This window comes from Brevibacillus sp. NPDC003359 (genome assembly GCF_042878995.1).
Lineage (GTDB): Bacteria > Bacillota > Bacilli > Brevibacillales > Brevibacillaceae > Brevibacillus.
The window spans coordinates 1-23,819 of sequence record NZ_JBIAOR010000016.1 but is presented as its reverse complement, the minus strand read 5'-3'; the positions used below and the strand labels follow the sequence as shown (position 1 = coordinate 23,819).

Annotated in this window: 21 protein-coding genes and 2 tRNA genes; 3 read left to right on the top strand and 20 right to left on the bottom strand. The window is 46.2% G+C overall.

Going from position 1 to position 23,819, the window contains the following annotated elements; all coding sequences use genetic code 11:
• Nucleotides 1–11: 11 nt before the first annotated feature.
• From ACFYU8_RS26170 to ACFYU8_RS26160, 3 genes are read right to left on the bottom strand one after another with little or no spacing between them, the layout of a single operon-like run.
• On the bottom strand, nucleotides 12–824 hold the full coding sequence (locus ACFYU8_RS26170) for a response regulator transcription factor (protein ID WP_390305432.1): 813 nt from the start codon (nucleotides 822–824) through the stop codon (nucleotides 12–14).
• 26 nt (nucleotides 825–850) lie between these two features.
• Nucleotides 851–2,254 carry a glycosyltransferase family 2 protein gene (locus ACFYU8_RS26165; protein WP_390305434.1) on the bottom strand — a complete coding sequence of 468 codons (1,404 nt, stop codon included), beginning with the start codon at nucleotides 2,252–2,254 and terminating at the stop codon, nucleotides 851–853.
• Between the two features lie 22 nt (nucleotides 2,255–2,276).
• Nucleotides 2,277–3,119 (bottom strand): hypothetical protein, encoded by an 843-nt coding sequence (locus tag ACFYU8_RS26160; protein ID WP_390305436.1) that lies wholly within the window; start codon nucleotides 3,117–3,119, stop codon nucleotides 2,277–2,279.
• A gap of 617 nt (nucleotides 3,120–3,736) precedes the next feature.
• Here ACFYU8_RS26160 and ACFYU8_RS26155 point away from each other — a divergent pair.
• Both ACFYU8_RS26155 and ACFYU8_RS26150 read left to right on the top strand, forming a co-directional pair.
• Nucleotides 3,737–4,066, top strand: coding sequence for a helix-turn-helix domain-containing protein (locus ACFYU8_RS26155; protein WP_017247782.1), 330 nt, complete (start codon nucleotides 3,737–3,739; stop codon nucleotides 4,064–4,066).
• Nucleotides 4,067–4,260: 194 nt separating this feature from the next.
• On the top strand, nucleotides 4,261–4,440 hold the full coding sequence (locus ACFYU8_RS26150; protein WP_390305438.1) for an anti-repressor SinI family protein: 180 nt from the start codon (nucleotides 4,261–4,263) through the stop codon (nucleotides 4,438–4,440).
• Nucleotides 4,441–4,470: 30 nt separating this feature from the next.
• Here ACFYU8_RS26150 and ACFYU8_RS26145 read toward each other — a convergent pair whose 3' ends face one another.
• From ACFYU8_RS26145 to ACFYU8_RS26115, 7 genes are all read right to left on the bottom strand, one after another.
• Nucleotides 4,471–4,983 (bottom strand): DUF3907 family protein, encoded by a 513-nt coding sequence (locus ACFYU8_RS26145; protein ID WP_390305441.1) that lies wholly within the window; start codon nucleotides 4,981–4,983, stop codon nucleotides 4,471–4,473.
• Between the two features lie 164 nt (nucleotides 4,984–5,147).
• A complete protein-coding gene (locus tag ACFYU8_RS26140; protein WP_390305443.1) occupies nucleotides 5,148–6,326 on the bottom strand; it encodes an ABC transporter permease in 1,179 nt (392 codons plus the stop codon).
• Nucleotides 6,316–7,506, bottom strand: coding sequence for an HlyD family secretion protein (locus ACFYU8_RS26135; RefSeq protein ID WP_390305445.1), 1,191 nt, complete (start codon nucleotides 7,504–7,506; stop codon nucleotides 6,316–6,318). The genes ACFYU8_RS26140 and ACFYU8_RS26135 overlap by 11 nt, the downstream gene beginning before the upstream one ends.
• A 34-nt stretch (nucleotides 7,507–7,540) precedes the next feature.
• Nucleotides 7,541–8,119 carry a TetR/AcrR family transcriptional regulator gene (locus tag ACFYU8_RS26130; protein WP_390305447.1) on the bottom strand — a complete coding sequence of 193 codons (579 nt, stop codon included), beginning with the start codon at nucleotides 8,117–8,119 and terminating at the stop codon, nucleotides 7,541–7,543.
• 129 nt (nucleotides 8,120–8,248) lie between these two features.
• Nucleotides 8,249–11,455 (bottom strand): AfsR/SARP family transcriptional regulator, encoded by a 3,207-nt coding sequence (locus tag ACFYU8_RS26125; protein WP_390305449.1) that lies wholly within the window; start codon nucleotides 11,453–11,455, stop codon nucleotides 8,249–8,251.
• A gap of 122 nt (nucleotides 11,456–11,577) precedes the next feature.
• Nucleotides 11,578–12,192: a sporulation protein gene (locus ACFYU8_RS26120; protein WP_390305482.1), complete on the bottom strand. Its 615-nt coding sequence runs from the start codon at nucleotides 12,190–12,192 to the stop codon at nucleotides 11,578–11,580.
• Between the two features lie 66 nt (nucleotides 12,193–12,258).
• Complete coding sequence (locus ACFYU8_RS26115) at nucleotides 12,259–13,098, bottom strand: copper amine oxidase N-terminal domain-containing protein (RefSeq protein ID WP_390305451.1); 840 nt, start codon at nucleotides 13,096–13,098, stop codon at nucleotides 12,259–12,261.
• Between the two features lie 223 nt (nucleotides 13,099–13,321).
• On the opposite strand from ACFYU8_RS26115, the gene ACFYU8_RS26110 reads away from it, so the two are divergent.
• Nucleotides 13,322–15,349: an exo-beta-N-acetylmuramidase NamZ domain-containing protein gene (locus ACFYU8_RS26110; RefSeq protein WP_390305453.1), complete on the top strand. Its 2,028-nt coding sequence runs from the start codon at nucleotides 13,322–13,324 to the stop codon at nucleotides 15,347–15,349.
• Nucleotides 15,350–15,415: 66 nt separating this feature from the next.
• On the opposite strand, the gene ACFYU8_RS26105 is transcribed toward ACFYU8_RS26110, so the two are convergent.
• The 10 genes from ACFYU8_RS26105 to ACFYU8_RS26060 form a co-directional block, all read right to left on the bottom strand.
• A complete protein-coding gene (locus tag ACFYU8_RS26105) occupies nucleotides 15,416–16,981 on the bottom strand; it encodes an acyl-CoA synthetase (RefSeq protein WP_390305455.1) in 1,566 nt (521 codons plus the stop codon).
• Between the two features lie 158 nt (nucleotides 16,982–17,139).
• A tRNA-Ser gene (locus tag ACFYU8_RS26100) sits at nucleotides 17,140–17,228 on the bottom strand.
• Between the two features lie 269 nt (nucleotides 17,229–17,497).
• Entirely contained in the window at nucleotides 17,498–17,623 is a 126-nt protein-coding gene (locus ACFYU8_RS26095; protein ID WP_390305458.1) for a hypothetical protein, read from the bottom strand.
• Nucleotides 17,624–18,325: 702 nt separating this feature from the next.
• Nucleotides 18,326–18,916: a hypothetical protein gene (locus ACFYU8_RS26090; protein ID WP_390305461.1), complete on the bottom strand. Its 591-nt coding sequence runs from the start codon at nucleotides 18,914–18,916 to the stop codon at nucleotides 18,326–18,328.
• Nucleotides 18,917–19,227: 311 nt separating this feature from the next.
• Nucleotides 19,228–19,316, bottom strand: a tRNA-Ser gene (locus ACFYU8_RS26085).
• Between the two features lie 67 nt (nucleotides 19,317–19,383).
• Nucleotides 19,384–20,802, bottom strand: coding sequence for an aldehyde dehydrogenase family protein (locus ACFYU8_RS26080; protein ID WP_390305463.1), 1,419 nt, complete (start codon nucleotides 20,800–20,802; stop codon nucleotides 19,384–19,386).
• A gap of 99 nt (nucleotides 20,803–20,901) precedes the next feature.
• Entirely contained in the window at nucleotides 20,902–22,182 is a 1,281-nt protein-coding gene (locus ACFYU8_RS26075) for a peptidase (RefSeq protein WP_390305465.1), read from the bottom strand.
• Between the two features lie 32 nt (nucleotides 22,183–22,214).
• Nucleotides 22,215–22,892, bottom strand: coding sequence for a 3-oxoacid CoA-transferase subunit B (locus ACFYU8_RS26070; protein ID WP_390305467.1), 678 nt, complete (start codon nucleotides 22,890–22,892; stop codon nucleotides 22,215–22,217).
• Nucleotides 22,874–23,566, bottom strand: a complete 693-nt coding sequence (locus ACFYU8_RS26065) for a 3-oxoacid CoA-transferase subunit A (RefSeq protein ID WP_390305469.1) — start codon at nucleotides 23,564–23,566, stop codon at nucleotides 22,874–22,876. Before ACFYU8_RS26065 ends, ACFYU8_RS26070 begins: the two co-directional genes overlap by 19 nt.
• Nucleotides 23,567–23,728: 162 nt before the next feature.
• On the bottom strand, nucleotides 23,729–23,819 hold a 91-nt coding region (locus tag ACFYU8_RS26060), incomplete at its 5' end, for a zinc ribbon domain-containing protein (RefSeq protein ID WP_390305254.1).

Here is a 23,819-nt window from a genome sequence, read left to right as displayed (position 1 = left end):
TTTCTCTGTGTTTAAAACAATAGATTTCTCACTCGTGCTTCCAAGTCTACGGGTGAAAATGGCTTTCCTATATAATCTGAGACTCCTAGCTCGAATGATCTTTTCTTGTCGTCTTCCAACCGTTTGTGGGTTAACACCACGATTTTCGTACTATGCTCAACCGTATTGCTCTTCTTGATTTTGCTGATGAGCTGGTAACCGTCCTCAATGGCCAAATTTAAATCGGTGATGACAGCGTCTGGTAAAAATCGCTGGTATTGCTCCAGTGCTTCTCTTCCGTTTTCAGCCAAATAAATGCAGTAACCTTTTCTTTGTAAATAGATGCGCAAAAACTCATTCACGGTCTCATCTTGCGAAACAAGCAAAAGACTTTTCTTTGCTTCAGATGATCTTTTACTGCCGTATATGTGAATGTCACCAGCGATTCCCTTACCAGCAGTAATCTCCTGTACCATACCACTTAGGATTTGTGCTGCTGATTCCCCCTGTTCAGGAAAGCTTGCGATGAATACAGGACCTGCCAACATATGTCGGGCCTGTAAATGTTCCTTGATGAAAAGAGAATGAAAGTGAGTATTACCTAGCATTTGATCGCCTAACAGGATTCCCAACGTGCTGCTTTGCTTGTCGTAAAAACAATGGATATCGGTAAGTCCCTCTGCTTTTGCCAAAGACATTTTCAAATTCTGAACCTTTTCTTCATTGCTTCCATTCGTTACAGCCAAAATAATCCCGCACGGCAACTGACTCGATTCATAGAAGGTAAGTACATGTTCAAAGGCTTGAAATAAAGGAAACGAATATGCTTTTGCAATCTGACTCACACTATCTCCCTCCTATGCCCTTTTCTCTATGTTTTCCAGCTTGTTCTCGTCATGGTCCCCCATGTGTTGTTGTTACGCATAAATTCGATATGTCCCAAAAATCTCCAAATGACTCCTAACTGCTGATACCCCAAAAACATGAAGAAGAGAAAGGCCAACATTTTGAAATTATCGCGAACTCTTGTGTAACGTTTGAAGGCCAGCTCTTCGATAAAAAGGGAACCGATCCCGAGCAACACACCAAACAAGAGATTCAGCAACGCATAGATAGCCAGGAGCCTCCACTGGGTCATGTCCATGACTGTATACCCCAGCAGAGCTAAAAAACCGGTAAACCTGAAATAAGGATTCAAAGTTTCGAAGATAATGTTATAGGGAAAAGTAATCAATCCAATCACTTTATACTTGGGTCGGCCGACTATATGAATGCCATACTCCAGCATGTTTTTTAGGTTACCACGTCCCCATCTCCTTCGCTGGCTGCCCAGTATTTTCAGCGTATCAGGAGCCTGCGTCCAGCATACGGCATCCGGACAAAAAGCCACACGATACGGAAGTTTTTTTTCGAGCATATATTTATGAAGCTTGATGATAATGTTCATGTCCTCACCGGGATATCCCCCTCGATAACCACCGGCTTGGACAACGAAATCTTTTCGAAATACGCCAAAGGCACCCGACACAATAATCAGTCCATTGATCGAACTCCAACCGATCCTTCCCCCGAGGAATGCCTTTAAGTATTCGACACATTGAAACATGGGCAATATTTTGTTGGGGAGGTTCACTTTTTTTACCATTCCATCTTCAATTTCACAGCCGTTTGCAATTCGGACGATGCCACCAATCGCGACTGTTTCATCTGGGTTTTCCATGTACACCTTGGCGATACGGATCAATGCGTCCTTTTCCAATAACGAATCAGCATCGATGGAAGCAATCAAAGGATAATGGGAAAGATTAATTCCGGCGTTTAGCGAGTCTGCTTTTCCTCCGTTTTCCTTATCAATCATATATAAATTGGGATACTGCGGATTGTAATAAACGCCTCGTACCTTAGATGTTTCCAATACTCCGGAACCCTTCGCATGCTCCGTTCTCGTCAACTGGAATTCATTTAGCATAACTTGCAACGTTTCGTCTTTTGAACCGTCATTAATAACAACGACCTCGTACTTGGGATAATCCAGAGCAAGAAGGGAACGAACGTTTTCGATGATAGTCAATTCCTCGTTATAAGCAGGAACAAGAATCGAAATCTGCGGAACATACTCTGATCCAGAGAGTGACTGAAAGCGAGAATACATAGAGCTTTTTATGATGGAAAATATATTTTTGACGGACAAGGATAGAATCGTTAAATAGAGCGTCTCAATAACGATCACGTAATAAATAGCAAAGATCCCGTATGCTTGCAAAAAGTCCCTCATGTTTGTCTCCTTTCAGCTATAGTTACACTGCATGAACGTAACGATTTTTCTTGTTCAACTGCTCTTCCTCATTCATCCGCTTTTTGTACCGCACCTGGTTCACGGTATACATCTCAACAATTTCAGCATTCTGACAAACTTCCGTATCGTTAGCCTTCATCAAGGACTCGATCACTTCGGCTGCCAATACAGGATCATATTTGAATAGCAGCTTTACTGCCTGGATCCGTACTTCCCTGTCTTCCGAAACGATCTGTCGATATACCAAATCTGCAATCTCCGCAGTTAAAGGAGCAGTCCATCCAATCAAAGCAATTTTGATCAAATCCTTGTCCGTACTTCGCAAACAATCAAGCAATAAAGGAGTACAATCCAGCTCTGTCTCTTTCATGATGTCAACGACAAGATGGCAATGACTTTTTCGATGCTTTACGAGGAGCAATAACATGTTCCTTACATCGTCCAGATTTCTCGCACACTTCGAGATAGATCTCGCGATGATAAAATGGGTGGGATCGAGTTTTTTTGTATGCAGCAATTGCAGTAATCTTGGTACGGCTTCCCCAGATCGCATGGCTCCTACATGATAGGCAGCGTCAATTCTTATCCAATGGAAGCGACTGTACAGCCTTTGGATATTTTGATTGACGAGCCCCGTATCCTCACAAAGTGCGATGATTTTCTTTTGGTGGCTCCCTGTAAGGGATTCGATCCATTCAATGAGTTTTTGTTGCAGAACGCGCAATTCCAAGCGATTTAATTGCCAGTAAGGCGGGTTCAATCTCTCCGGCGAGTCCATGTGCGACTGGATATAGGTGAAGTAGTCTTGAAACTGTCCCACATAAACGTTCGTTTTCCTGTCCAACCACAAGTTCCTTGATTTCATCACCAAGATTGCCAGAAAAAATAGTATAATTATTACAAATAACAGACAGATTACCGCGACTGCTTCAGACAAATTGGCTTGCAGAATAGATCTCTCCTCTCCAATTTTTTGTAAGTTTTTCTGTGCATTCCTATCCATGTTGCTTGTAAAATTGGCAGGTACAAACGTAGTTACGGCTTGTTTTTTCGCCCTTCTCCCTTTCTTTATAAAGAACAAACCTTGTGTTTCGTTCTATATAAAGAACATCTTGGGATTAGTATCCTGTACGGACAACGGAATGTAAAATATCAATTTCCTCTAAAAATAGGCCGAAAATAGCCAAAAATCGACTTTATTGTAGAATATCGTCTGAATATCTCGTGTTTTCTCGACATTAATAGCGAACATTGCGTTTCTTATAAAGAACAATCAAAGATATAGATACTAAGCCATACCGACCCATAGTTTCATCTAGTAGAAAAGTAATTTTTTGGCATTTCAAGTAAACTTATACTGTATAAATGAGCCAAACGACACAGGACTAGTCCCATAAAAAGTTGTGTTCCAGTTATTTTGCCGTTATAATAAACGAAGAGATTTAAAGGGGTGGCTATGACATGATCGGCTCGCGTATCCAGCAGCTTAGAATAGACAAAAGCCTTTCTCTTTCTGATTTAGCTGAGCGCGCTGGTGTCGCCAAGTCTTATCTAAGCTCAATCGAGCGCGGCATTCAGCGTAATCCTTCGATTCAATTTCTTGAGAAAATTGCACTAGTATTAAATGTGACGGTAGACACATTGCTTCAGGATAAAGAGATTCCTTCCATTGAGAATGTTGATGAAGAATGGTATGAGCTGATCGAAGAGGCTATGAAATCCGGGGTAAGTAAGGAACAGTTTCGAGAGTTTTTGGAGTACAATAAATGGCGAATCAATCGAGATAAATAAAATTAGTGCCAGCACTGGTATAGTGCTGGCTCTTTATTTTTTGCAATAATTTAAAACAAAAGTCACAAATACTAGATTTACATATGAAACTGAATTAAGTATCATTTCTGATATAAGCTTTTTTCCTATCTTTTCCAAACGTTTTTTGGGCATTTTATTTGTTTTTACAAAAGGAGGGTAAAAGGGGAACTAACATGAAAACCACTCCGTCTCCTAAAGATCTCCTGGATAAAGAATGGATTGATCTTATATTTACTGCACGCAAAATGGGGATATCTATTGAGGAAATTCGTTTTTTTCTCGTGAACGCTCCTCTTTCTTTAGAGGAGGAGAAAAATGATTATAATAGGACTTCCTACAGGGTTCCTTACTAATTCGAAAATCATGGAAAAAGCACAGGTTTATTAGACCTGTGCTTTTTCATTTTGCATCTGCTTTTTCGCGATATAGTCTGACTCGTAATATTGCAAATCATTACGCATCTGTTCAAACACTCTGGACAGGGACAAGGTCAACTGCTGCAATTCAGGGACGACCTGCTTGCGGAAAACGATACAGTCCTGACCCGTATAGGCCAATCGCCCATCTTCTTCGTAAACCTCACCTTTGGGATAATAGAAGTTATTTATACAGGTATGGTAGACCTGATACAATACTTCCTCGGCAAACTCCTCATGAAATCGTGCGCGTCGGAGCGATACTCCCAGCCTTTCGTATGCATTTTCGCAGTAAACCAAAAGGTGGCGCAAGTCGGAAAGATAGGTACGGTAATACGTTTCAAATTCTTCAGGATCACCTGATGCGGATACAAGACCAGCTAGGGTAACCTGATTCAAAAAACGTTCCACTTCCATGCTGACCTTTTTCAACTTGGTGTACGTCTCCTCGCACAATTGCTTTAGATGAGTCGCTGACATAAAGTCCCCCTAGTGTTGAAGAATCTGCCTTTTTTATAATAAGTATAAAGGAAAGATTATTTATTACACAAGGGTTATTTTTATACAACTAGAGTGCTTTACAAGAATCGTATAAGCACAAATAAGGCTACGCCAAAGCTTTGGCGCAGCCAAATTATTGTTTATTATACCGCCGTTTGCTCACTTGCTTTTCCCTTAATTTTCCTTATCTGCAACAAATAAATGAGATAGGCTGCGAACAACCCGATGAGTGTCATGAAGCCAAGAACTACAAAGTCATTCCTGACAGCTGAAAGACCATGTCCCTTCGTCAAGATTTCTCTGACACCGTTCAAGAAATACGTCAGCGGCAATGATTTTGCAATCGCGACAATCCCGGTCGGCATCGACATGAGTGGCCATGTATAGCCAGATAACATGAACGAAGGTACTGCAATCATCATCCCGATCTGAGTAGCTTGGAGCTGGCTGCTGGACACAAAGGAGATGGCATAACCAATAGCCAACACCGCCAGGTTAAACATGGTAGCCAGTAGCATCAAGTCGAACGTGCTTCCGTAATAAGGGATATCAAAACCTTTTAACATTAGTGTAAACGCCAGGAACATGTTGAGGATTCCAGCTAAAAAGTACGGCAACAATTTGCTCGCAGTGATCGCGAAGAAGCTATGGCGAGATAGCGTATCCCTCCAGGTCCCCTCTTCTTTTTGTTGGGCAACCGACAATACGATTCCGAGGAATAACACTTGCTGAAGAACTGTACCTGCAAGTCCAAATACCATGAAGGACAGATAGCTGAAGGTCGGGTTATACAACACTCTGTATCGGTAGTCGATACCCGTAAACATATTTTTCCCTTCTTCTCCCCAGCCGCCAAGTGCTTCCATCTTTTTTAGCGTGGTTCCTGCTGAAACTGACTTAATCGCTGTATTCGCTGCTCGAACTGCCGTATTCGAAATCATGATGTTACTGCCGTCGATAACAGTCAGTACCTCTGCCTCTCTCCCAGCCTTCACATCCTTTTCTAATCCAGCTGGAATGATCAGGGCGATATTTGCCTCGCCCTTGTCAACCAATTTCATTGCTTCTTCTTCTGTTCCTACAATTGACGTGATCCGAAATGTATGATCGACCTCAAAGGCACGATAGAGCTCACGACTCAATTCGGTTTGATCGGCATCCACCATCACAGTAGGGATCTCCATCACTTTTTTCTCACTGTACAGAAAACCGAACATCGTCAGATAAATGAGTGGAACAAGGAAGAGAATATTACGAATGGTTTTGTTGGCAAAAATATTTTTCCATTCGCTCCAGAACAGGTGAGAGAAATTATTCACCATTACCAGCTCCTTCAAGTTGCCACTCAACCGTCAGGCCTGGACGCAATTCCGGATCGGACACGAGCAGCTTCACTTGGAAGGATCGAATGTCACGATCGCCGAGTTCTTGTGTCGCTTTTTTCACGGCAAAGTCAGCAGCAGGAGCTACAGTAACCACTTTGGCGTCTACTTCTCTGTTCAGGGCTGGAACAAACAATTTCACCTGATCGCCCGTTTTCACATTCGCGAGCATATATTCATTCACATAAAATTTGACATAGTTGTCTGATTTCGTTTGGATCGTCAAAACGGTGAAGCCTTGCGAAACCAGCTCTCCCTTTTGAACCGCAACGGATTTTACAATACCGTCTACTGGAGCTGTCAGCTTGGTGTTGTTCACATAGGCTTCCATTTCTGCCAGCGCACCTTTTGCCTGCATGACGTTCGCTTCTGCGGATTTAACATCCAGCTCCTTCAAGCCTACTTGACCTCTCCCAGCTACAGCTTGGTTGTATGCAGCTTTTGCTTGATCCAGTTGGGCTTGTGCGGCATCGACCTGTTCTTTGCGTGAGCCAGTTTGAGCCATTTTCAACTGTTCTTCTGCTGCTTTAAACTCAGCTTGCGCCTTCTCTGCTTGCATCTGCGCCTCTTCCACTTTCACTTGTGGAACAGCACCTTCTGCCATTAATTTTTTCATTCGCTCTAGATTCGTCGCGGCAATTTGATTCGAAGTTTGTGCTGCTTGTAATTTCGCTTTGAGCTGCGTAATTTCTTCTGAACGCGCTCCATTTTTGTTCGCGTCAAGCTGCGCTTGCGCCGAGCTGACTGCTGCTTTTGCTTGGTCGACTTGGGCATTGCTGGAGTTATCGGTCACTGATACTCCTTTTTTCGCCTGATCAAGTTTGACGGTAGAGAGCTTGTAAGCTGCTTCAGCCTGCTCTTTCTTCGCGAGAATCTCCGCGCTGTTTAACGTGGCAACCACTTGCCCTGCTTTTACTTCGTCTCCTTCTATTAGCGCGAGCTGTTCGATTGAACCGCCCATTTTAAAAGAGAGGTCTACCTCTGTTCCCTCGATCACACCTGCTAATTTCGCTTTATTCTGACCAGCCATGCTACTTACATTTGAACCAAACAATATGGTTCCAAGTACTGCAATGCTGACTACAAAGCTACCTACACCGATCCATGCACGTTTATTCATCTGTCTTCTCCTCTTGTTTACGTATCTCTAGAAATTAATTGGTTTGAAACATTCCTGAAAGCATATAACGAAGTGTCTGTTTATCTGCTGCACTGTTTACTGGCTCTTTGCGAAATTGCTTGCGAAGCACGGTAAAGCCAACCATGCCAAACAACGCGGAAGCGAGTGTGCGAATATCAATATCTGCTCGGATATACCCTTGCTGCTGCAGTTCCAGCAAGTGTGACTCCATCGTGCTGAAATAGCCACCCAGCAGATTGCCAACCATCCTGTCACGCTGTCCATCTCCGGAGAACGCACTCAGCAATAGGAAACACAAATCTTGATTCTCGGAAAAGAAGCGAAGATGCTCATCCAGCACATTCAGAATGCGATCCTCCAAGGAAAGCTCTTCATTTTGCATGACACTATCTACATGGTAAATCAGCATCTTCACGCCTTTTTCTATCACGTACAAAAACAGCTCTTCCTTTGTGGAAAAGTGATAATAGAGTGTTCCTTTTGCCACCTGCGCCATTTCCGCGATTGCATCCATGGTCGTTTCGCTATATCCCAGTTGGGCAAATGCGGTTAAAGCTCCATTCGCAATTTGATCTTTTTTTGATGGTGCCATCACTCCTGTCCCCTTTCGATTTTTTTGAACTGACTGGTCAGTACAAAGATTATATTACGAATACTTCCTAGTTTTGTCAAGCAGCCATTGCTTCTATGTACAAAAAAAGATCGCTTTGTGGGCGATCTTTTACTTCTCTATAATTTGAAGGTAGGTCTCCATGGTTGCAGGCATTGGCGCAACACCGAGATTTTCCCTCAGTTTTGCTACACATTTTTCGTACCAACGGATAGCCTGTGTCCGATTATTTTGCTGATAATACGCAGTCATGAGTAACCGATATGACTCCTCCCAGCAATCGTCCACCCGCAGAATAGCTTCGCACCAACGAATCGTTTTTTCCAATTGCCCATCCTCTAGCATAATTTTGGCTACCCTCTCTGCTCCGCGTAAAAACAGCGCCTGCACTCTCTCACGCTCTTCTACACACCAATCCTCATAACGACATTCCGGCATGTAATCGCCCAAGTAATACGCGAGCCCTTTTTCCAAAAGGATGGCCCCCTGACGCCGGTCTGATTCTGCCAAGCCCAGTGTGACGAGCTTCTCGAACTCCTCAACGTCCATATGGTAGCCCGATGCCAGATTGAAACCGTAAGAGCTGCCGTGGCGCTGAATGAAGAAAGTATCTGTTCTGGCAGCACGATCTGGTTCGAGGGCTTTGTTCAACGCATTCAGTGACACTTTAAAATCGCGGATTGCCGCTTCTTCGATATTGTCTGGCCAGAGTCGGTTCATGATTTCTTCCCGCGCTAACAAATGATGTCTCTTTGTTAATAAAAGCTGAAACAACAGCTTGGCTGTCCCACGCTGCCATGCCTTTTCGCTCAACTCCCGCTCTCCCAGCCATACACGGAATGCACCCAGCGTCTGAATGCGAAGGGTATACCCGGGGTGGAACGTCACGTTTTGCAAGCCCAAATCATTTAACAGCTGAGAGACGTAATCCGGCGATACCTTTCGACGCTCTGCCTCAATCAGAATCGGCATAAGCTGCTGGACATCATGCGGTGTAAGCAGGGTAGGCCGCTGCAGAAGGAATTGATATTCACCGGACTTCATCAAGGACAGAGCTTGCGTCACCGCAGGAACGAACAAATCCCATTGTTTTTTTCGATAGGCCAAGAAGCTCAGCCATAATTGGCAAATGACAACACTGTAGCTGTCCCCGCAGTGACTAAGCTGATCGGCACAATCGACAAAGGTAGCCCACGCTTCCTCTTCTTTACCGCATTTGGCGTAAGCAATCCCGATAGCCATGCGTACCAGGCTGCCTAACCAGTCGTCGCGCATTGCCTCTGTCTCTTGTATCCCCCTGTTGCCATACAGAAGGGCTTGTTCGAGTGCCTTTTCTTTTGCGTGAAGCAAGGTTAGTCCAAGAAGCGTTTCTGACTTTCCACGTGTCGACTGGAGCTCCTCCATGATTTGTAAACCTTTTTCATAAAGCTGGCGAATCTCCTCCGTAGGTAATGTTTGGCTGATGAGGGCTGCATGGGCTTTTCGGACATAGCCATTTGCTTCTACAAAAGGTGAATGTGCTGCACGTCCGAGTTGTATGGCAGTTTCTGCAGATTCCCACCCTCGCTCCCATTCGCCATTCAATGCATAGACAAAAGATAACAGCAAAGAGGTTTCCCGATACGATCTGGTCAGCGGAGGATGCTTCATCTGTTCGACCTGCCACTTACTTTCCAAGAGCTGTATGGAGGACTGCAATCGGCCCGTACGGAACAAAAGACGCGATTCCAGCTCAACCTCCGTCTGCTGCTCTAATTCCTGACTCCGTTCATACCAGTTTGCCGCCTGCTTGGCATCCCCGCGATTCGTATAAATTTCCGCCAGTAAGCGGTATAGCCTCGGCGCCATTTCATGCTCTTGCTCCAATGGGGGCAAAAGTTGAATCGCCCTCTTGAGCAGTTCTTCTGCCCGGACGCCTTGTACGCTGTCGAGATGGACGCGTGCTTGCCCTTCCAACCCGCGGCACAATCCGATTTGATCTTGCTTTTGTTCACATTGTTTCAAAAACTGCTCATACGAAGAAAATGCCTTCGCATATAGACACCGATAGCGTTCTACTTCTCCCTGATAAAACAACAGCCAATGCTGTTCGCTCTTGATGGGCTCTGGTAACTGCGTTATCCACTCGTATAAAAAGTCCAGCTTCCCTGCTTGCAACAACCTTTCCGAGGCTTGGCACAGCCATTCACCCAGCACCTCCCACTGCTCGACGAGACGCAAACGCCCAAAAGCTTTTGCCTCGTCTCCTTTACGTCTGTACCATCCTGCCGCCTTTTGATTGACATGCACGTACGTCGCTTGATTGGCAGCCAGCTTGCTAGACAAGAGACGCTGGAAAAGCGGGTGAAAGGTATGATGAGATCCTGTATGGACATGAATAAAAAGATTACAACGCTGTGCTTCCAGCAGGTGCTCCATGCATCCTTCCCCGAGTATTTGCTTACAATCCTCCAGATCGAATTGTTCGAGAACCGCTGCCTCCATCAAGAATTGCTGCATACCCGCATTCAGCTGCGTCCAGACTTCCACTTCCAGCAAATGCAGCAATCGCGATAGCTCACGCAGACTGTCAGAAACCGTCTGCCCTCTCGTTACCATTTCACCAAAAGTCCGAAGTGCCATCACCCAGCCTCGTGCCACTTCTTCCACTCGGCCCCAATCGTCTTCGGAAAGCGTGATGTCGTATTGATCGGAATAAAAGGCTTCGCTCTCCTCCAGCGTAAAAGACAGGTCATTTGTTGCGAGTTCCAGACACTCTCCTCTTGCGGACAACAAGTCGAGATTGGACCATTTCGGTCGAGAGCGCGTTAATAACACCAGTTTGACTTTTTGTGGGAGAGCTTCAGCCAACAGTTGAACAAATCGATCGACGGCACTACCATTATCAATTCGTTGGTATTGGTCCAAAACAAGTATGTGGTCTGCCGGAAGCTGGACACACTCTTCGATGAACCAGTCGACGAGTACCTTACTATCTATGGAGGGCACTGGACTTTGCTCTGTGATACGTATGAGCTGCTCTCGCAGTAACTGCCCAAAATCAGAATGAACCTGACGAACGCTTTCGACTAGACAGATGACAAACGCAAGAAGGGAATCGTCTCCATCCTGGATGGTATACCAGGACGCAGCCAGTGCTTCATCATGCAGAAATGTAGCAAAAGAAGTCGTTTTGCCATAGCCTGTGCCTGCATGAATGAGACAAAGCTGCGTATATTTCAACAGGCGTAATTTTTTTGCCAAAGCAGGTCGCCGTAAGACATAAGGCTTCTGTCCTGGAGGAGTTATTTTGGATATAGGGATGTGGATTGGAATCATAAAATGTGCACTCCTTACCGTTCTCCTGCGCTTCTTTGACTATTTCCCCATTTCTAACTATTCTCCTGCCATTTGCCCCTTAATCGACAAAAAGCCCACCCGGGAGTCCAGGTGGTGCTTTTTCAGTCAACTAAATTATAGCCAGTGACTGTATATCCAATATCATTTAACAGGACTTGGAATTCTTCGTCGCTGACGTGCTCTCCGTTCGTAATTCGTGAATGTAAATCTGCAATTCGGTCATAAATAGCTCGATTGGTAGTCACGTACAAAATGTTGAAGCGTGTTTCTGACTGCAAGCGTGTCCTCATCCGATCCACAACACGTTTATGCAGGGAATCTGGATGTCCATTATCGACTCGCACAATTTTTCCAGGCGTATAAGGAATCGAAGTCCGCGGATTGACCTCATCAGGCTTTGGCGTATCTACTGGCAGCACACCTACAATCAGGTTATCCTTGTACGCTAACACCTTGATGTTGGCTACACCGGGAAGCTTTTCCGCATGATTTTCCAAGTGTGCCACGAGCTGCGGCTCTCGCTGATGAACCATCTTTTGGCTAATCATGGCTGCCGGTCCTTTGTCCCTACCGACGTTATCATTCTGGAAGTTAATTCCGAGAGATTCAAATTTGGCCTGGTTTCCGTTCTGATCTTCGGTGCCCTGTTCTTTGTTAGGCGAACACCCTGTCAGCAAACCGGCAAACAGGATCACAGCGATGATACTCCTACTCATTCGTCTCACAACAAAAACACCTCCATGCACTTAGTGTGTTGTGCAGGAGGTGTTCTTACTCATACATTAAACCCCTAGATTATTGGAAATAAATTCGCCTTCGAATACATCTTGTTTACCAGCTTTTTCAGCTTTTAGTGTATATGTACGGATACCATCATTGGTGTGCATTTCAAAATTGAAAGTTCCATCTGAATTTACATCAACTTCATACGTCTGATCTTCCATAACGACTACGAGCGATGCTTGAGGGTCAACCTTTCCTGTTACACCGTACAGTCCAATTGTTAAGACACTGACTGTTTTTCCCTCAATGCTTTCTTTATCAATCAAAGCTACCTGCTCAGGCTTTTTCTCATCTGTACCAGGTTTCACCGGATCTTTTGGCTTCTCCTGTTGTCCAACTTCGTTGCCGTTTACATTATCCGCAATCAATACGGTCTGTGTTTTCGGATCCCAATCCACTTTGTAACTCAGCGCTTCTGCAATGAAACGAACAGGTACTACAGTACGCTTGTTCACAATCTGTGCGGGTACGTCCAAATTGATGGTTTGTCCATTTTTGTTGGCAATTTTTTGAGTAACGACCAGTCTGATATTATCTTTCCCTTTGTTGATGGTAACGGTACGGGTTTTTTCATTCCAGTTCACTTCAAATCCAAGGCTCTCTGCAATAGGACGAATCGGAACCAGTGTACGCCCCTGGCTGATAATAGGTGCTTGGTCAGGAAACGCAATTTGTTTTTTATTGTACTCGACTTTAACAGCAGTCTGTGCTGCTTTAGGTGCAACAGTTGCAGGCGCTGCCGCTGCAGAAAATGCTGCCATGGGTACCAGGGCGATCGCTAGCAGTAATGATGTTACTTTTTTCAGCAAAACATTCACTCCATTTCCAAAAAGGTTCACACGTTTCCTAATCTACTATAGGATGAAGACTGTTTCAAGAATTTCCTGCAAACTCCCTTTCAAAAGATCGTTCTTTCCTAGTAGTTGTCCTCCATCACGTTACTTTTCCCTCCTCCTTTTGACCTAATTTCAAATTGTTACAAAAATGCAACCATCTTGCTTTCCAAAACCGTTACAATAGACAAGAAGCGACAGTATTTTATCTTGAAAGAGGCAATGATTGATGAATAAATTTCTCCCTTTCCTCATCCTGGCACTTATCTTAACGTTAATTCCTCCAGTTGGAAGCTCTGCCAATACGACTGCCATCCAATTGGGAAGTGATGTACTGTTCAATCAGTTCCACCATCTCATTGAAGGCAAAAAAGTTGGGTTGATTACGAATCAAACAGGTATGAACAGTCAAATGGTTAGCACGATCGATGTGTTACGACGCGATCGCTCCGTCCATTTAACCACTCTGTATGCACCTGAACACGGCCTCGACGGAAAAACGGTCGCAGGAAAACAAGTAACCAGCTTTGTCCATCCCGTCTACGCTATACCGGTCTACGGCTTGTCTGGATCAACTCGCAAGCCGACACCAGAAATGTTCAAAGACATTGATATCCTTCTTGTCGATTTGCAAGATATCGGATCAAGAACCTACACGTACATATCTACCCTGCATTACGCCATGACAGCTGCAAAGGAGCAAGGAAAAGAAGTACTTGTACTGGATCGACCGAATCCTCTGGGCGGAACGATTGTCGAGGGTCCTGTCGTTGAAATGCCTTACCGCTCCTTTATCGGTGTGGATACCCTCCCGCTTGCACATGGCATGACCATCGGAGAGCTGGCATTGTTTTTCAATCGTACCATCGGTGTAGATCTTACCGTCATTCCGATGCAAGGATATACACGCAACATGATTTATCAGCAGACGGGTTTGGCCTGGATCCCGAGTTCTCCGCACATCCCTAACTTGACTTCGGTTTTCGGGTATATGGCAACTGGATTGGGTGAGGGTACACCCATCCGTCAAGGCAACAATTTCACTTGGATCGGGGCAGAGGGTCTAGATTCATATAAGTACGCCGATCTGTTAAATGGGAGCCTTCTACCTGGTGTTATCTTTATCCCTGAGAATAAAGGAACTGCTGGGGGCGTACGACTTCAGATCAACGACCTGCATCAGTTTAACCCAGCGAAAACAGGTATTTATGCGCTGGCCTATGCAAAACAGTTGCAGCCATTCTCCGTGCCAAAAAGTACGAGTAAACAAATCGCCATGTTTGACAAGGTGATGGGTACCAATAAAATCGGTTTGCTTCTGGAACAAGGCAAATCTCCACAGGAGATTGTTTCTTCCTATGAAGCGGATCTTAAGAAATTTGCAGAGCTGCGGCAAAAATATTTGATCTATGGCGATGAACCATTTATCCCGTTGCAGCCGATTCAACAGAAACAGCCAAAACAGCCCAACAAGCCTGCTCCATCCAAGCCAGAGAAACCAAAGACACCTACTCCACCGAAGCCTAGCAAAGATGGAACAACCAATCAAACGAAGAAACCTGAACCAACAACACAACCGATCCCTCAGACACCGAAGACTTCTGAGAAGATCGCATATTTAACCTTTGACGATGGACCTTCTCCTGTGACGCTACGCGTTTTGGATACGCTGAAGGAGCATCAGGTCAAAGCCACCTTCTTTATTGTTGGTCGTGAGGTAGCTGGTCATGAGGCCATTCTCAAAAGGATTGTAGCTGAAGGACATTCGGTGGGAGGACATTCGTATTCCCATAATTATCAGCTTGTTTATAAAAACATGGAGGGCTTTTTCGCAGACCTGGAAAAAGGCAGTCAAATGATTGAAAAAGCAACAGGCGTAAAACCAACTGTGTTCCGCTATCCTGGTGGCAGTACGAATACCGTCAGCTTAAAATATCAAGATCCCAAACGTTATAACAAGCAACATACAGTCATGCATGCGATCAAAGCAGAGGCGAACCAACGTGGCGATACGTTTATCGACTGGAATGTAACAAATGGTGATGCAAGAAGCAACAAATACACAGCCGCTCAAACATTGGCAAATATAAAGCAGCAGGTCAAGTCACAAAAAGAAATCGTCGTCTTGATGCATGATTCAAGCACGAAGTCACCAACGGCTGAAGCTCTCCCAGAAATCATTTCGTTTTTGAAAGAAAAAGGCTATCGTTTTGAAGTTATTCAAGCCGATCATCCTACTGTTTCCAATGTAAAATAATCGCAGCAGCAAAAAGCCCGCTCCATAACAGAGCGGGTTTTTCTGCGCTTCGGATCTTGTGACAGGCTAAGTCGTCAGCGTTTCGTATCGGAGGCGCAGCTCTCTTTTCAAAATTTTTCCGCTGGGGTTTCTTGGAAGATTGTCGGCAATCACTACATATTTGGGTGCTTTGAAGGAGGAAAGACGGTCTTTGCAAAAAGCAAGCATCTCGTCAGCAGTCAGTAACTCACCTGTTTTTGGCACAATGACAGCCGTCACTGCTTCGATCCAGTACGGATGGGGAACTCCAATCACTGCGACCTCAGACACTTTCGGATGTTGATAAATAAGCTCTTCAATCTCCCTGCTTGCTACATTCTCTCCCCCCGATTTAATCATATCCTTCTTCCGATCAACAACCGTGATATAGCCTTCGTCATCCATGATGCCTAAATCCCCACTGTGAAACCACCCTCCCTGGAAGGCAGCCTGTGTCTTTTCCTCATCACGGAAATAACCCAGCATCGCATGGCTGGTCCTGTGAACAATTTCACCAACACTTCCCCGAGGAACTTCATTCCCATCATCATCGACGATTTTCGTTTCCACATTTAACGCTGGCTTGCCTGCAGAGCCTGCTTTTCTCATTTGATCCTTCGGTGGCAAAACAGTCGCCAATGGCGCCACTTCCGTCTGCCCGTAAAAATTGTAAAACTGTGCGTTTGGGAGGCGTTGACCGAGCTCTTTTAACACTTCTACTGGCATGATCGCTGCGCCATAGTAGCACTTTTGCAAAGAACTCAAATTACGCGAGGCAAAATCGGGAGAACGTAGTAAAGCAATCCACACGGTTGGCGGGCAAAACAACTGAGTAGCTTTGTACGCCTCTACCGTCTGAAGCATCAACGCGGGTGTTGCCTGTTCCAAAATAATACCGCTCCCACCTAAGTACACGTATGGTCCCAAAAAGCAATGAAGCTGCGCACTATGGAATAAGGGAAGTGCGTGAACAGCCACATCATCCTGCGTCATCCCGCCTTCGATAATCGTGCTGACATATTCAGATAGGATGCTTTTATGCGTGAGCATAACGCCCTTTGGCTTTGATTCCGTTCCACTGGTATACAAAATTTGTACAACATCTTCGTCCTCTATATCTACTTCAGGCTCTTGGTCGTCTGCCGCTTCAATCAGCGTGCGAAAAGCCAACCATTCCCCTGCTTGTGCTGCTGGTTTGGACATAAGCGAAAGCAGCTTGGGGGAAATTCCAGCTATTTGGAGTCCTTCTTGAGCGAGCTGTTGGAATTCAGGAGCTACGAAGCACGCACTCACTTCAGCATGCCCGAAAATATAGGCGACATCTTCCTTATTCAGCATGAAGTTAATCGGCACCATGATGACTCCTGCTTTTGCTAGCCCAAAGTTCAGAATCGCAAAATCTATCGAGTTGCGTGATAGTACTGCTACCCGCTCCCCTTTTTGCAAACCTTTTGAAAGAAGCGTATGAGCCGTCTTGTTTGCAAGCTGATCAAGCTGCTTATAGGTCAATACTTCTTCCTCAAAGTACAGGGCAGGCTTATCAGGATTTCGCCCACGACTTCTTCGTAAAATATCGCCAAGTGCATTTCTACTAACCCTTTGCGCTTCGAGCATGCAAATTCCCCCATCACTTATAGTCTCATCTCCATTATATAATAGCTTTCTTTATTTTCTGATATTTTCACAAACAAGGAACGACAACTTACTCTCACAACCCTCGATCCATAAAAAAGACCCCAGCTTCTCAACTGGAGTCGGTTCATTTGTATATATGGCGGAGGGAGCAGGATTCGAACCCGCGTGAGCTTGCACTCTAACGGTTTTCAAGACCGCCCCGTTATGACCACTTCGGTATCCCTCCGTATAATGTAGCGTAATTTGACGGCATCCTAACCGTTCACCAAACGTAAACATACGCAGCGAACTCGTCAACCTAGAGCGTATTCATACGCTGCCACCATTATATCACGGAGGCTTGTGTTTACAACGGTAATAATCTCGCCACCATCCGCAATCACTTCGTCACTGCCCCGAGGTCCTCGACATTAATCCATTGCGCATCCCAATCGCATACGAGTTTAAACCGCTTTCTAACCGCATCGATCTCGCGAACCACGCCCCATGCCTCCTCTAACGTTCCAAGTTCGCCCATACTTTCGCAGAGAAATCCGACATCTTAACGCCATTCTCCGTATTGATAGCGTCTGCTTCCGCCTGTGTGTTCGTGAGTATTCGCATTCCGATATAAACGGGCATGTTCGAGCTCCTTTCGTTGAGATAATCGAAACACGCGGTACCAGGACGGCGCCGCGGGTGTATTTGGGTGAAACGTCTAGTCGATTCGTCCAATCAGGACGGGACATATAGTCATTTACTATAAAAAATGCGTTACTTTAATGAGGGAGTGAAGACATGAAACGAAAGGGTAATAAGAAAACCATTCGACACGTACAGTACGACTGGTATCCGAATCCATACGATCCTTATTTCCTACCTTATCCACGTTTTCCGTATCGCTGGTTTTCAAACTTTGACATATGCGTCACGGAACGAAAACGGTGTCAAAGGCGTTGTTCCTTCATGACTGGCTATGAAAACGTCTTGTGTAACCAGAGGTGTGAGGAGGAGTTTGTAGATTGTCAACAGATTTACGGAGGAGACTGAATCACACTAAGATAAATAGGGGCAGTTCTTAATATACTGTTGCCCCTTTTACATACTTCCTCGAATATACTTTCAAGTACCTATGCGATCAGATGTACTTACTATACTTAAGTCGCGTTTATCTGTCTTCCCTGTGTATCTATCTTTTATATAAAGTGACAACGCGATTGAAGGAACGTAGTGACTGACTGATGCGCTCACCAGTGTTAAGCTGCGTATGATGCCCACCGTTATCGGAACCTCCGTATGTCCTATGTAACTCTTTTCGCCAGATTCTCCGTTAATTTTTACGTGTTATTTGAACCTACTCTCCGTAACAATCTTCACGTGCCCGATGTTCTCCAGATTTCCTTCTAGGTCTTTAACCACACGAACCGCATAAACTCCGTCACTCCCGCTGAAGTCAAGAAAGTGTGGTGCATTACTCTTTGGCTCGAGTCCGTCCTCTACCGCCAGCCCAGCCGCACGCATCGCTTTAATAACGTCATCCGGGTACTTGAACGTCCCTGCCGGTTTAACTTCTATCCTAGCCGCGATTCCCTCGATGAACATGACGCTCATCTCGCCCATGTCCGTTTTGTACGTATGCCGCACGAATGGCGTCTTCTCTTCCGTCGAAAGTGACGTCCACTCTCCGTTTTCTGTCGCGATAGGCTTGCCGAGGAGTGCTGTAACGTCGGCTTCCGGCTTACTTGCGATGGCTTTTAGATCGAAGGAGGACTCATTACTCGGCGCAGGCGTATCTGTCTTTGAAGGAGCGTCCCCTGCCTCTATACTCTTCTTAACACTGTCCGGTATAGATTCCAAGTTTCCGTTCGTGTCCTTAAACTCGCTACATCCCGCTAGTATCGCGAGTGATGCGATTATGTACAATGACCGTTTCATTTCGCCCCCCACCCACATTAATTTCCTAATTATACCATAAATATCGCGTGTTTACGGTGGACTATCGTCTCACTCTTTATTAGGCCAGATTAGTTTAGTCCAACTAAATTTGGGCTTCACCTGTGACCTTTGCGCATAATAAAAACAACCTCCGTTTTATAACGTGAGGTTGACGAGTTCGTTCGCTTATTTTCGTTTTACGTGTTCGGTCGATATCCGCCGAATACGCTACATACGTTTCCATTACTACGCTATCCTAGCGTGACACCAACCGTTAAACAAACGTTGATATGACGAGACTGAGCAAGATATGGCGGAGGGAGCAGGATTCGAACCCGCGTGAGCTTGCACTCTAACGGTTTTCAAGACCGCCCCGTTATGACCACTTCGGTATCCCTCCGTATTTCAACAATATCTACTATATCATAGTTCTCTTATTTTTTGCAAGAGCCCTGTATCCATTTCCTTTATCGCTTGATGGCAACGAGTTTCAATTCCGTCATTTCTTCTATCGCGTATTTGACCCCTTCCCGACCAAGCCCGCTTTCCTTTACGCCACCGTAGGGCATATGATCCGCGCGAAAAGTCGGAATATCATTCACCATCACACCACCCACGCGCAGCTCTTCTGCCGCTTCCAGAGCCAACGACAGATTGTTGGTATAGACACCAGCCTGCAATCCGTAGCGTGAATCGTTGACCAACGTAATGCCATGCCGGACGGACTCTACTGGATTAATCAGAACGACAGGGCCGAATACTTCCTGACAAGATACTTTTGCATCTGCCGGAACACCCGTCAACACCGTAGGTTGGAGCATCTGATCCACGATCTGTCCCCCACACTCCAAATGTGCCCCCTGCTGAAGCGCCTCATGAATCCACTCCATCGCACGTTCTGTTTCGCGTGGATTGATCATGGCGGAATAGTCCGAGTCCTCAGAGAGCGAATCACCACCGCGAAGTGCTTGTGTTTGTTCAACAAAACGTTGGACGAAATCTTGATAGATCTCTTTGGCCACATAAATTCTTTGCACAGAGATACATACCTGCCCTGAGTAGGCAAAGGCGCCAAAAACGCATCTGGGTATCACTTCATTCAGCTGCACGTCACGATCAACGATCACTGCCGAATTCGATCCCAGCTCGAGCGTGACTCTTTTCATGCCCGCTCGATTGCGTATATCCAGCCCAACACTTAGGCTCCCTGTAAACGTCACAGCCCTGACTCTCGGGTCAGACACGATTTTATCGCCAACACTCGCTCCACTGCCTGTGATCACATTTAAGGCACCTGCAGGCACACCAGCTTGCTCTGCGAGCTCTGCAAGAAACAATGCGCTAAGCGGTGTCTGCGATGCAGGCTTGAGAACAACGGTATTGCCAGCAGCGAGAGCAGGTCCGACCTTATGCGCGACAAGATTCATCGGAAAATTAAATGGTGTAATTGCCCCGATGACTCCCAGTGGTTCACGCACGGTATAAGCCAAGCGCCCCTCTCCCCCGATAGCTGCATCGAGTGGTACGGTTTCTCCGTGAAGGCGTTTGGCTTCCTCCGCCGCAAATTTATACGTCTGAATGGTTCGAATCACTTCACCGCGAGCTGTTTTGATTGGTTTCCCCGCTTCTATTGCGATGATCCGAGCCGCTTCCTCCAAACGTTCATTCATCAGAATCGAGATTTTTTCAAGTAGGAAGGCGCGTTGATAGGCAGGAAGGCGCCGCATGACGGCTGTTGCTTCGTGGGCCGCGGCAATTGCTCTTTCAACCAATGCTGAGTCTGCTTGCGAAATTTGTGCAATCTCTTGACCCGTACATGGAGAGAATAGCGGTGCATGAACAGCGGCTGACACCCACTCTCCCCCGATATAGCACGTTTTTTTCATCGGCATATCCCCACTCTCATGGATTGGAGTTCTCCTTCCAATCATTCTCCCTCATGCGCGTGCCTTCCTGTCATCTTTTTGAAATATTTGGATATCTGATTACTCTTTCACACTTTCAGCCACACCACACCATTCCAGTAACGTAAGCGCAAAGATCTCCGCACAACGGAATACCTCATCCAGAACGATGTATTCATTCGGGTAGTGTGCAACCTGTGTGACTCCAGGTCCGACAACAATCGCTGGCGTATTGGCCAAAGCAGTCAACAAGCCGCCATCTGTTCCCCATGGCGACGCTTCCACCATGGCTCGATCTCCTGTCACAGCTTCAAACTGAGCTTGCAGAATATCCATCAACGGATGATCGAGCTCCACTGCTCCTGGAACCCAGCGAGCACCGAACCACTCCAGCTCGACAGGCTGTTCTGCAAACCACGTGTCGACCTCTGCCAGCTTTTTGAGGGCTGCTGCCATTTCTGCTTTGGCATCGTCCATCTGCTCTCCTGGGGCAACTCCCATCCTTCCTTCGAGTTTGACGAGGTCAGCTACAGACGATGGCCACTTGCCACCCTCAATCACCCCCAGATTAATCGGGATCGGAATGGGCAGCTTGGCGTAGAGCGGATCGTCGAGTCGATCGTTACGCTCTTTTTCCAATTGGCCAATGGCTTGCACCACGAGCATGCTCTTTTCGATGGCACTGACTCCCTCGTAGCGGGTCCCTCCGTGAGCAGAACGCCCTTTGACGTTCAATCTGAACCACATGGAGCCTTGCTGCTTCGGGAAAATTTTCATATTGGTCGGCTCTGGAATCAGGGCAGCATCCGCTTTGTAACCGCGAATGATTGTCGCCAATGTTCCTGCACCACCGCTTTCTTCTTCTACGACGCTCTGAAAAATGACGTCGCCTTTCAGTTGAACACCCAACTTCTGTAGAACCTGGATCGCCAACAGCGAAGATAAGTTTCCACCCTTCATGTCAGTTGCTCCGCGTCCATAAAGCTTGCCGTCTTCCACCTTCCCGCTAAACGGATTCTCGCTCCACTGTGACAAATCACCTGCAGGTACCACATCAACATGTCCGTTTAGTATGATGGAACGCCCATCTCCTTGTCCCTTCCAAACACCAACGACGTTCGGGCTGCCCTCAAACGCAGTTCGTGGGGAGACAAAATACGGATGTGACACCAGCTCTTCGCCTTCCATGACCCATAAGTCAACGTCCAGCCCCATCTGCCCCAAAAGCTCTGCAATACTTTGCTGGATGGTTTGCTCTTCTCCTTGAACACTCGGGCTTTTTACCCATTGCTGCAACAGTTGAACAGCGGCCTCGCGATCCTTTTCCAACTGCTCCCGTATAAGCACCTGCCAGTTTGCCATGTTTTTCCCCCGTTCATGGTTTTTGTCTTTGCTTAGCGGAAAACGCCAACCTCTCCGTGCATCTTGAGTTCGGCTTCCGTTGCTCCAATCACGTCAGCGACACTGTATGGATACATGACCTCTCGCAGATACAAACCATCTGGCATGACCTCCATTACTGCCATGTCCGTGATGATCAGATCAGCAGCTTTAATCGCGGTTAAAGGCAGCGAGCATTCCCGAACGATTTTCGAACGTCCGTTTTTATCCAGATGCGTAGTCACAACCATGACCTTCTTGGCCTTTTGTGCCAGCTCCATGGCTCCTCCCATGCCTGGGACACGTTTGCCTGGAACGATCCAGTTCGCAATGTCACCATTTTGGCTTACTTCCAAGACTCCTAATATCGTCATGTCCAAAAGTCCACGGCGGATGATGGCAAAAGCAGTCGCGCTATCGAAAAAGGAGGCCCCTGTGGCGAGCGTGACAGGAAAACCGCCCGCATTGCAAAGCATGGCGTTCTCTTCACCTTTTGCAGGGCTTGGTCCTGTACCGAGAATGCCGTTCTCCGCATGAAACATGACCCGTTTGTCAGCTGGGATAAAATCCGCCACTAACGTTGGAATGCCGATACCCAAGTTAATAATCATGCCGTCTTCCACTTCCAATGCTGCGCGGCGTACAATACGTTCACGATAGCTCTCGGTTTCTTTTACTTCTCCCATGCCCATTGCCAATTCACCCCTTCACTTTGGACAATAAAGTTCACGAAAACACCCGGGGTGACGATTTCTTCCGGGTCGAGCATGCCTACCTCGACAATCTCATCCGCTTCTACGATGGTAATATCGCCCGCCATCGCTACTAACGGATTGAAATTGCGTGCACTTGTATCAAACACCAAATTGCCAAAGCGATCCGCTTTTTTCGCATGTACGATAGCCACTTCTGCAGTCAGTGGTGTTTCCAACAAGTATTCCTTCCCCTCCAGAACGACCTTCTGCTTCCCTTTTTCCGCGATCGTCCCGATGCCCACATCCGATAGAATGCCGCCCAGACCGACTCCACCTGCCCGTACACGCTCTGCAAGTATCCCCTGCGGGCAGAACTCTACTTCCAGCTCTCCAGCCGTCATTTGGGCCCCTGCGTTCGGATTTGAGCCAATATGCGAAGCAATAACTTTTTTCACGCGCTTTTCGGTCACCAGCTTACCAATTCCGATATGCGGAAATGCCGTATCGTTACTGATCAACGTCAGATCACGTACTCCCAAATCCAAAATCCCCTGAATCAATGTAGGCGGGTTGCCTACTCCACCGAATCCCCCTGCCAACAACGACATCCCATCGTGAAAATGGGTGAGTGCTTCGGACAGGGAGACGACCTTTTCAAATCGGTTTGTCATTCTCGTCCCGTTGCCAAAAGATTGTAAAAGTCTACACCTCTTTTGTTTGCTTCCTGCTTCTCTGTGTCTGCTTTGGCCGAAGCTACTCGCATTTGATAGGACACTCCGCAGGCGTATATTCGGATACAACGAATCCTACAGATTAGCGGTAACTTATGGGGGTTAGCTCGCTAATTTTGCTAGGTTAATAGAAGCGTTTACATCTCTATCTATCTCTAGCCCACAAACACATTTGAATACTCGATCTGAGAGC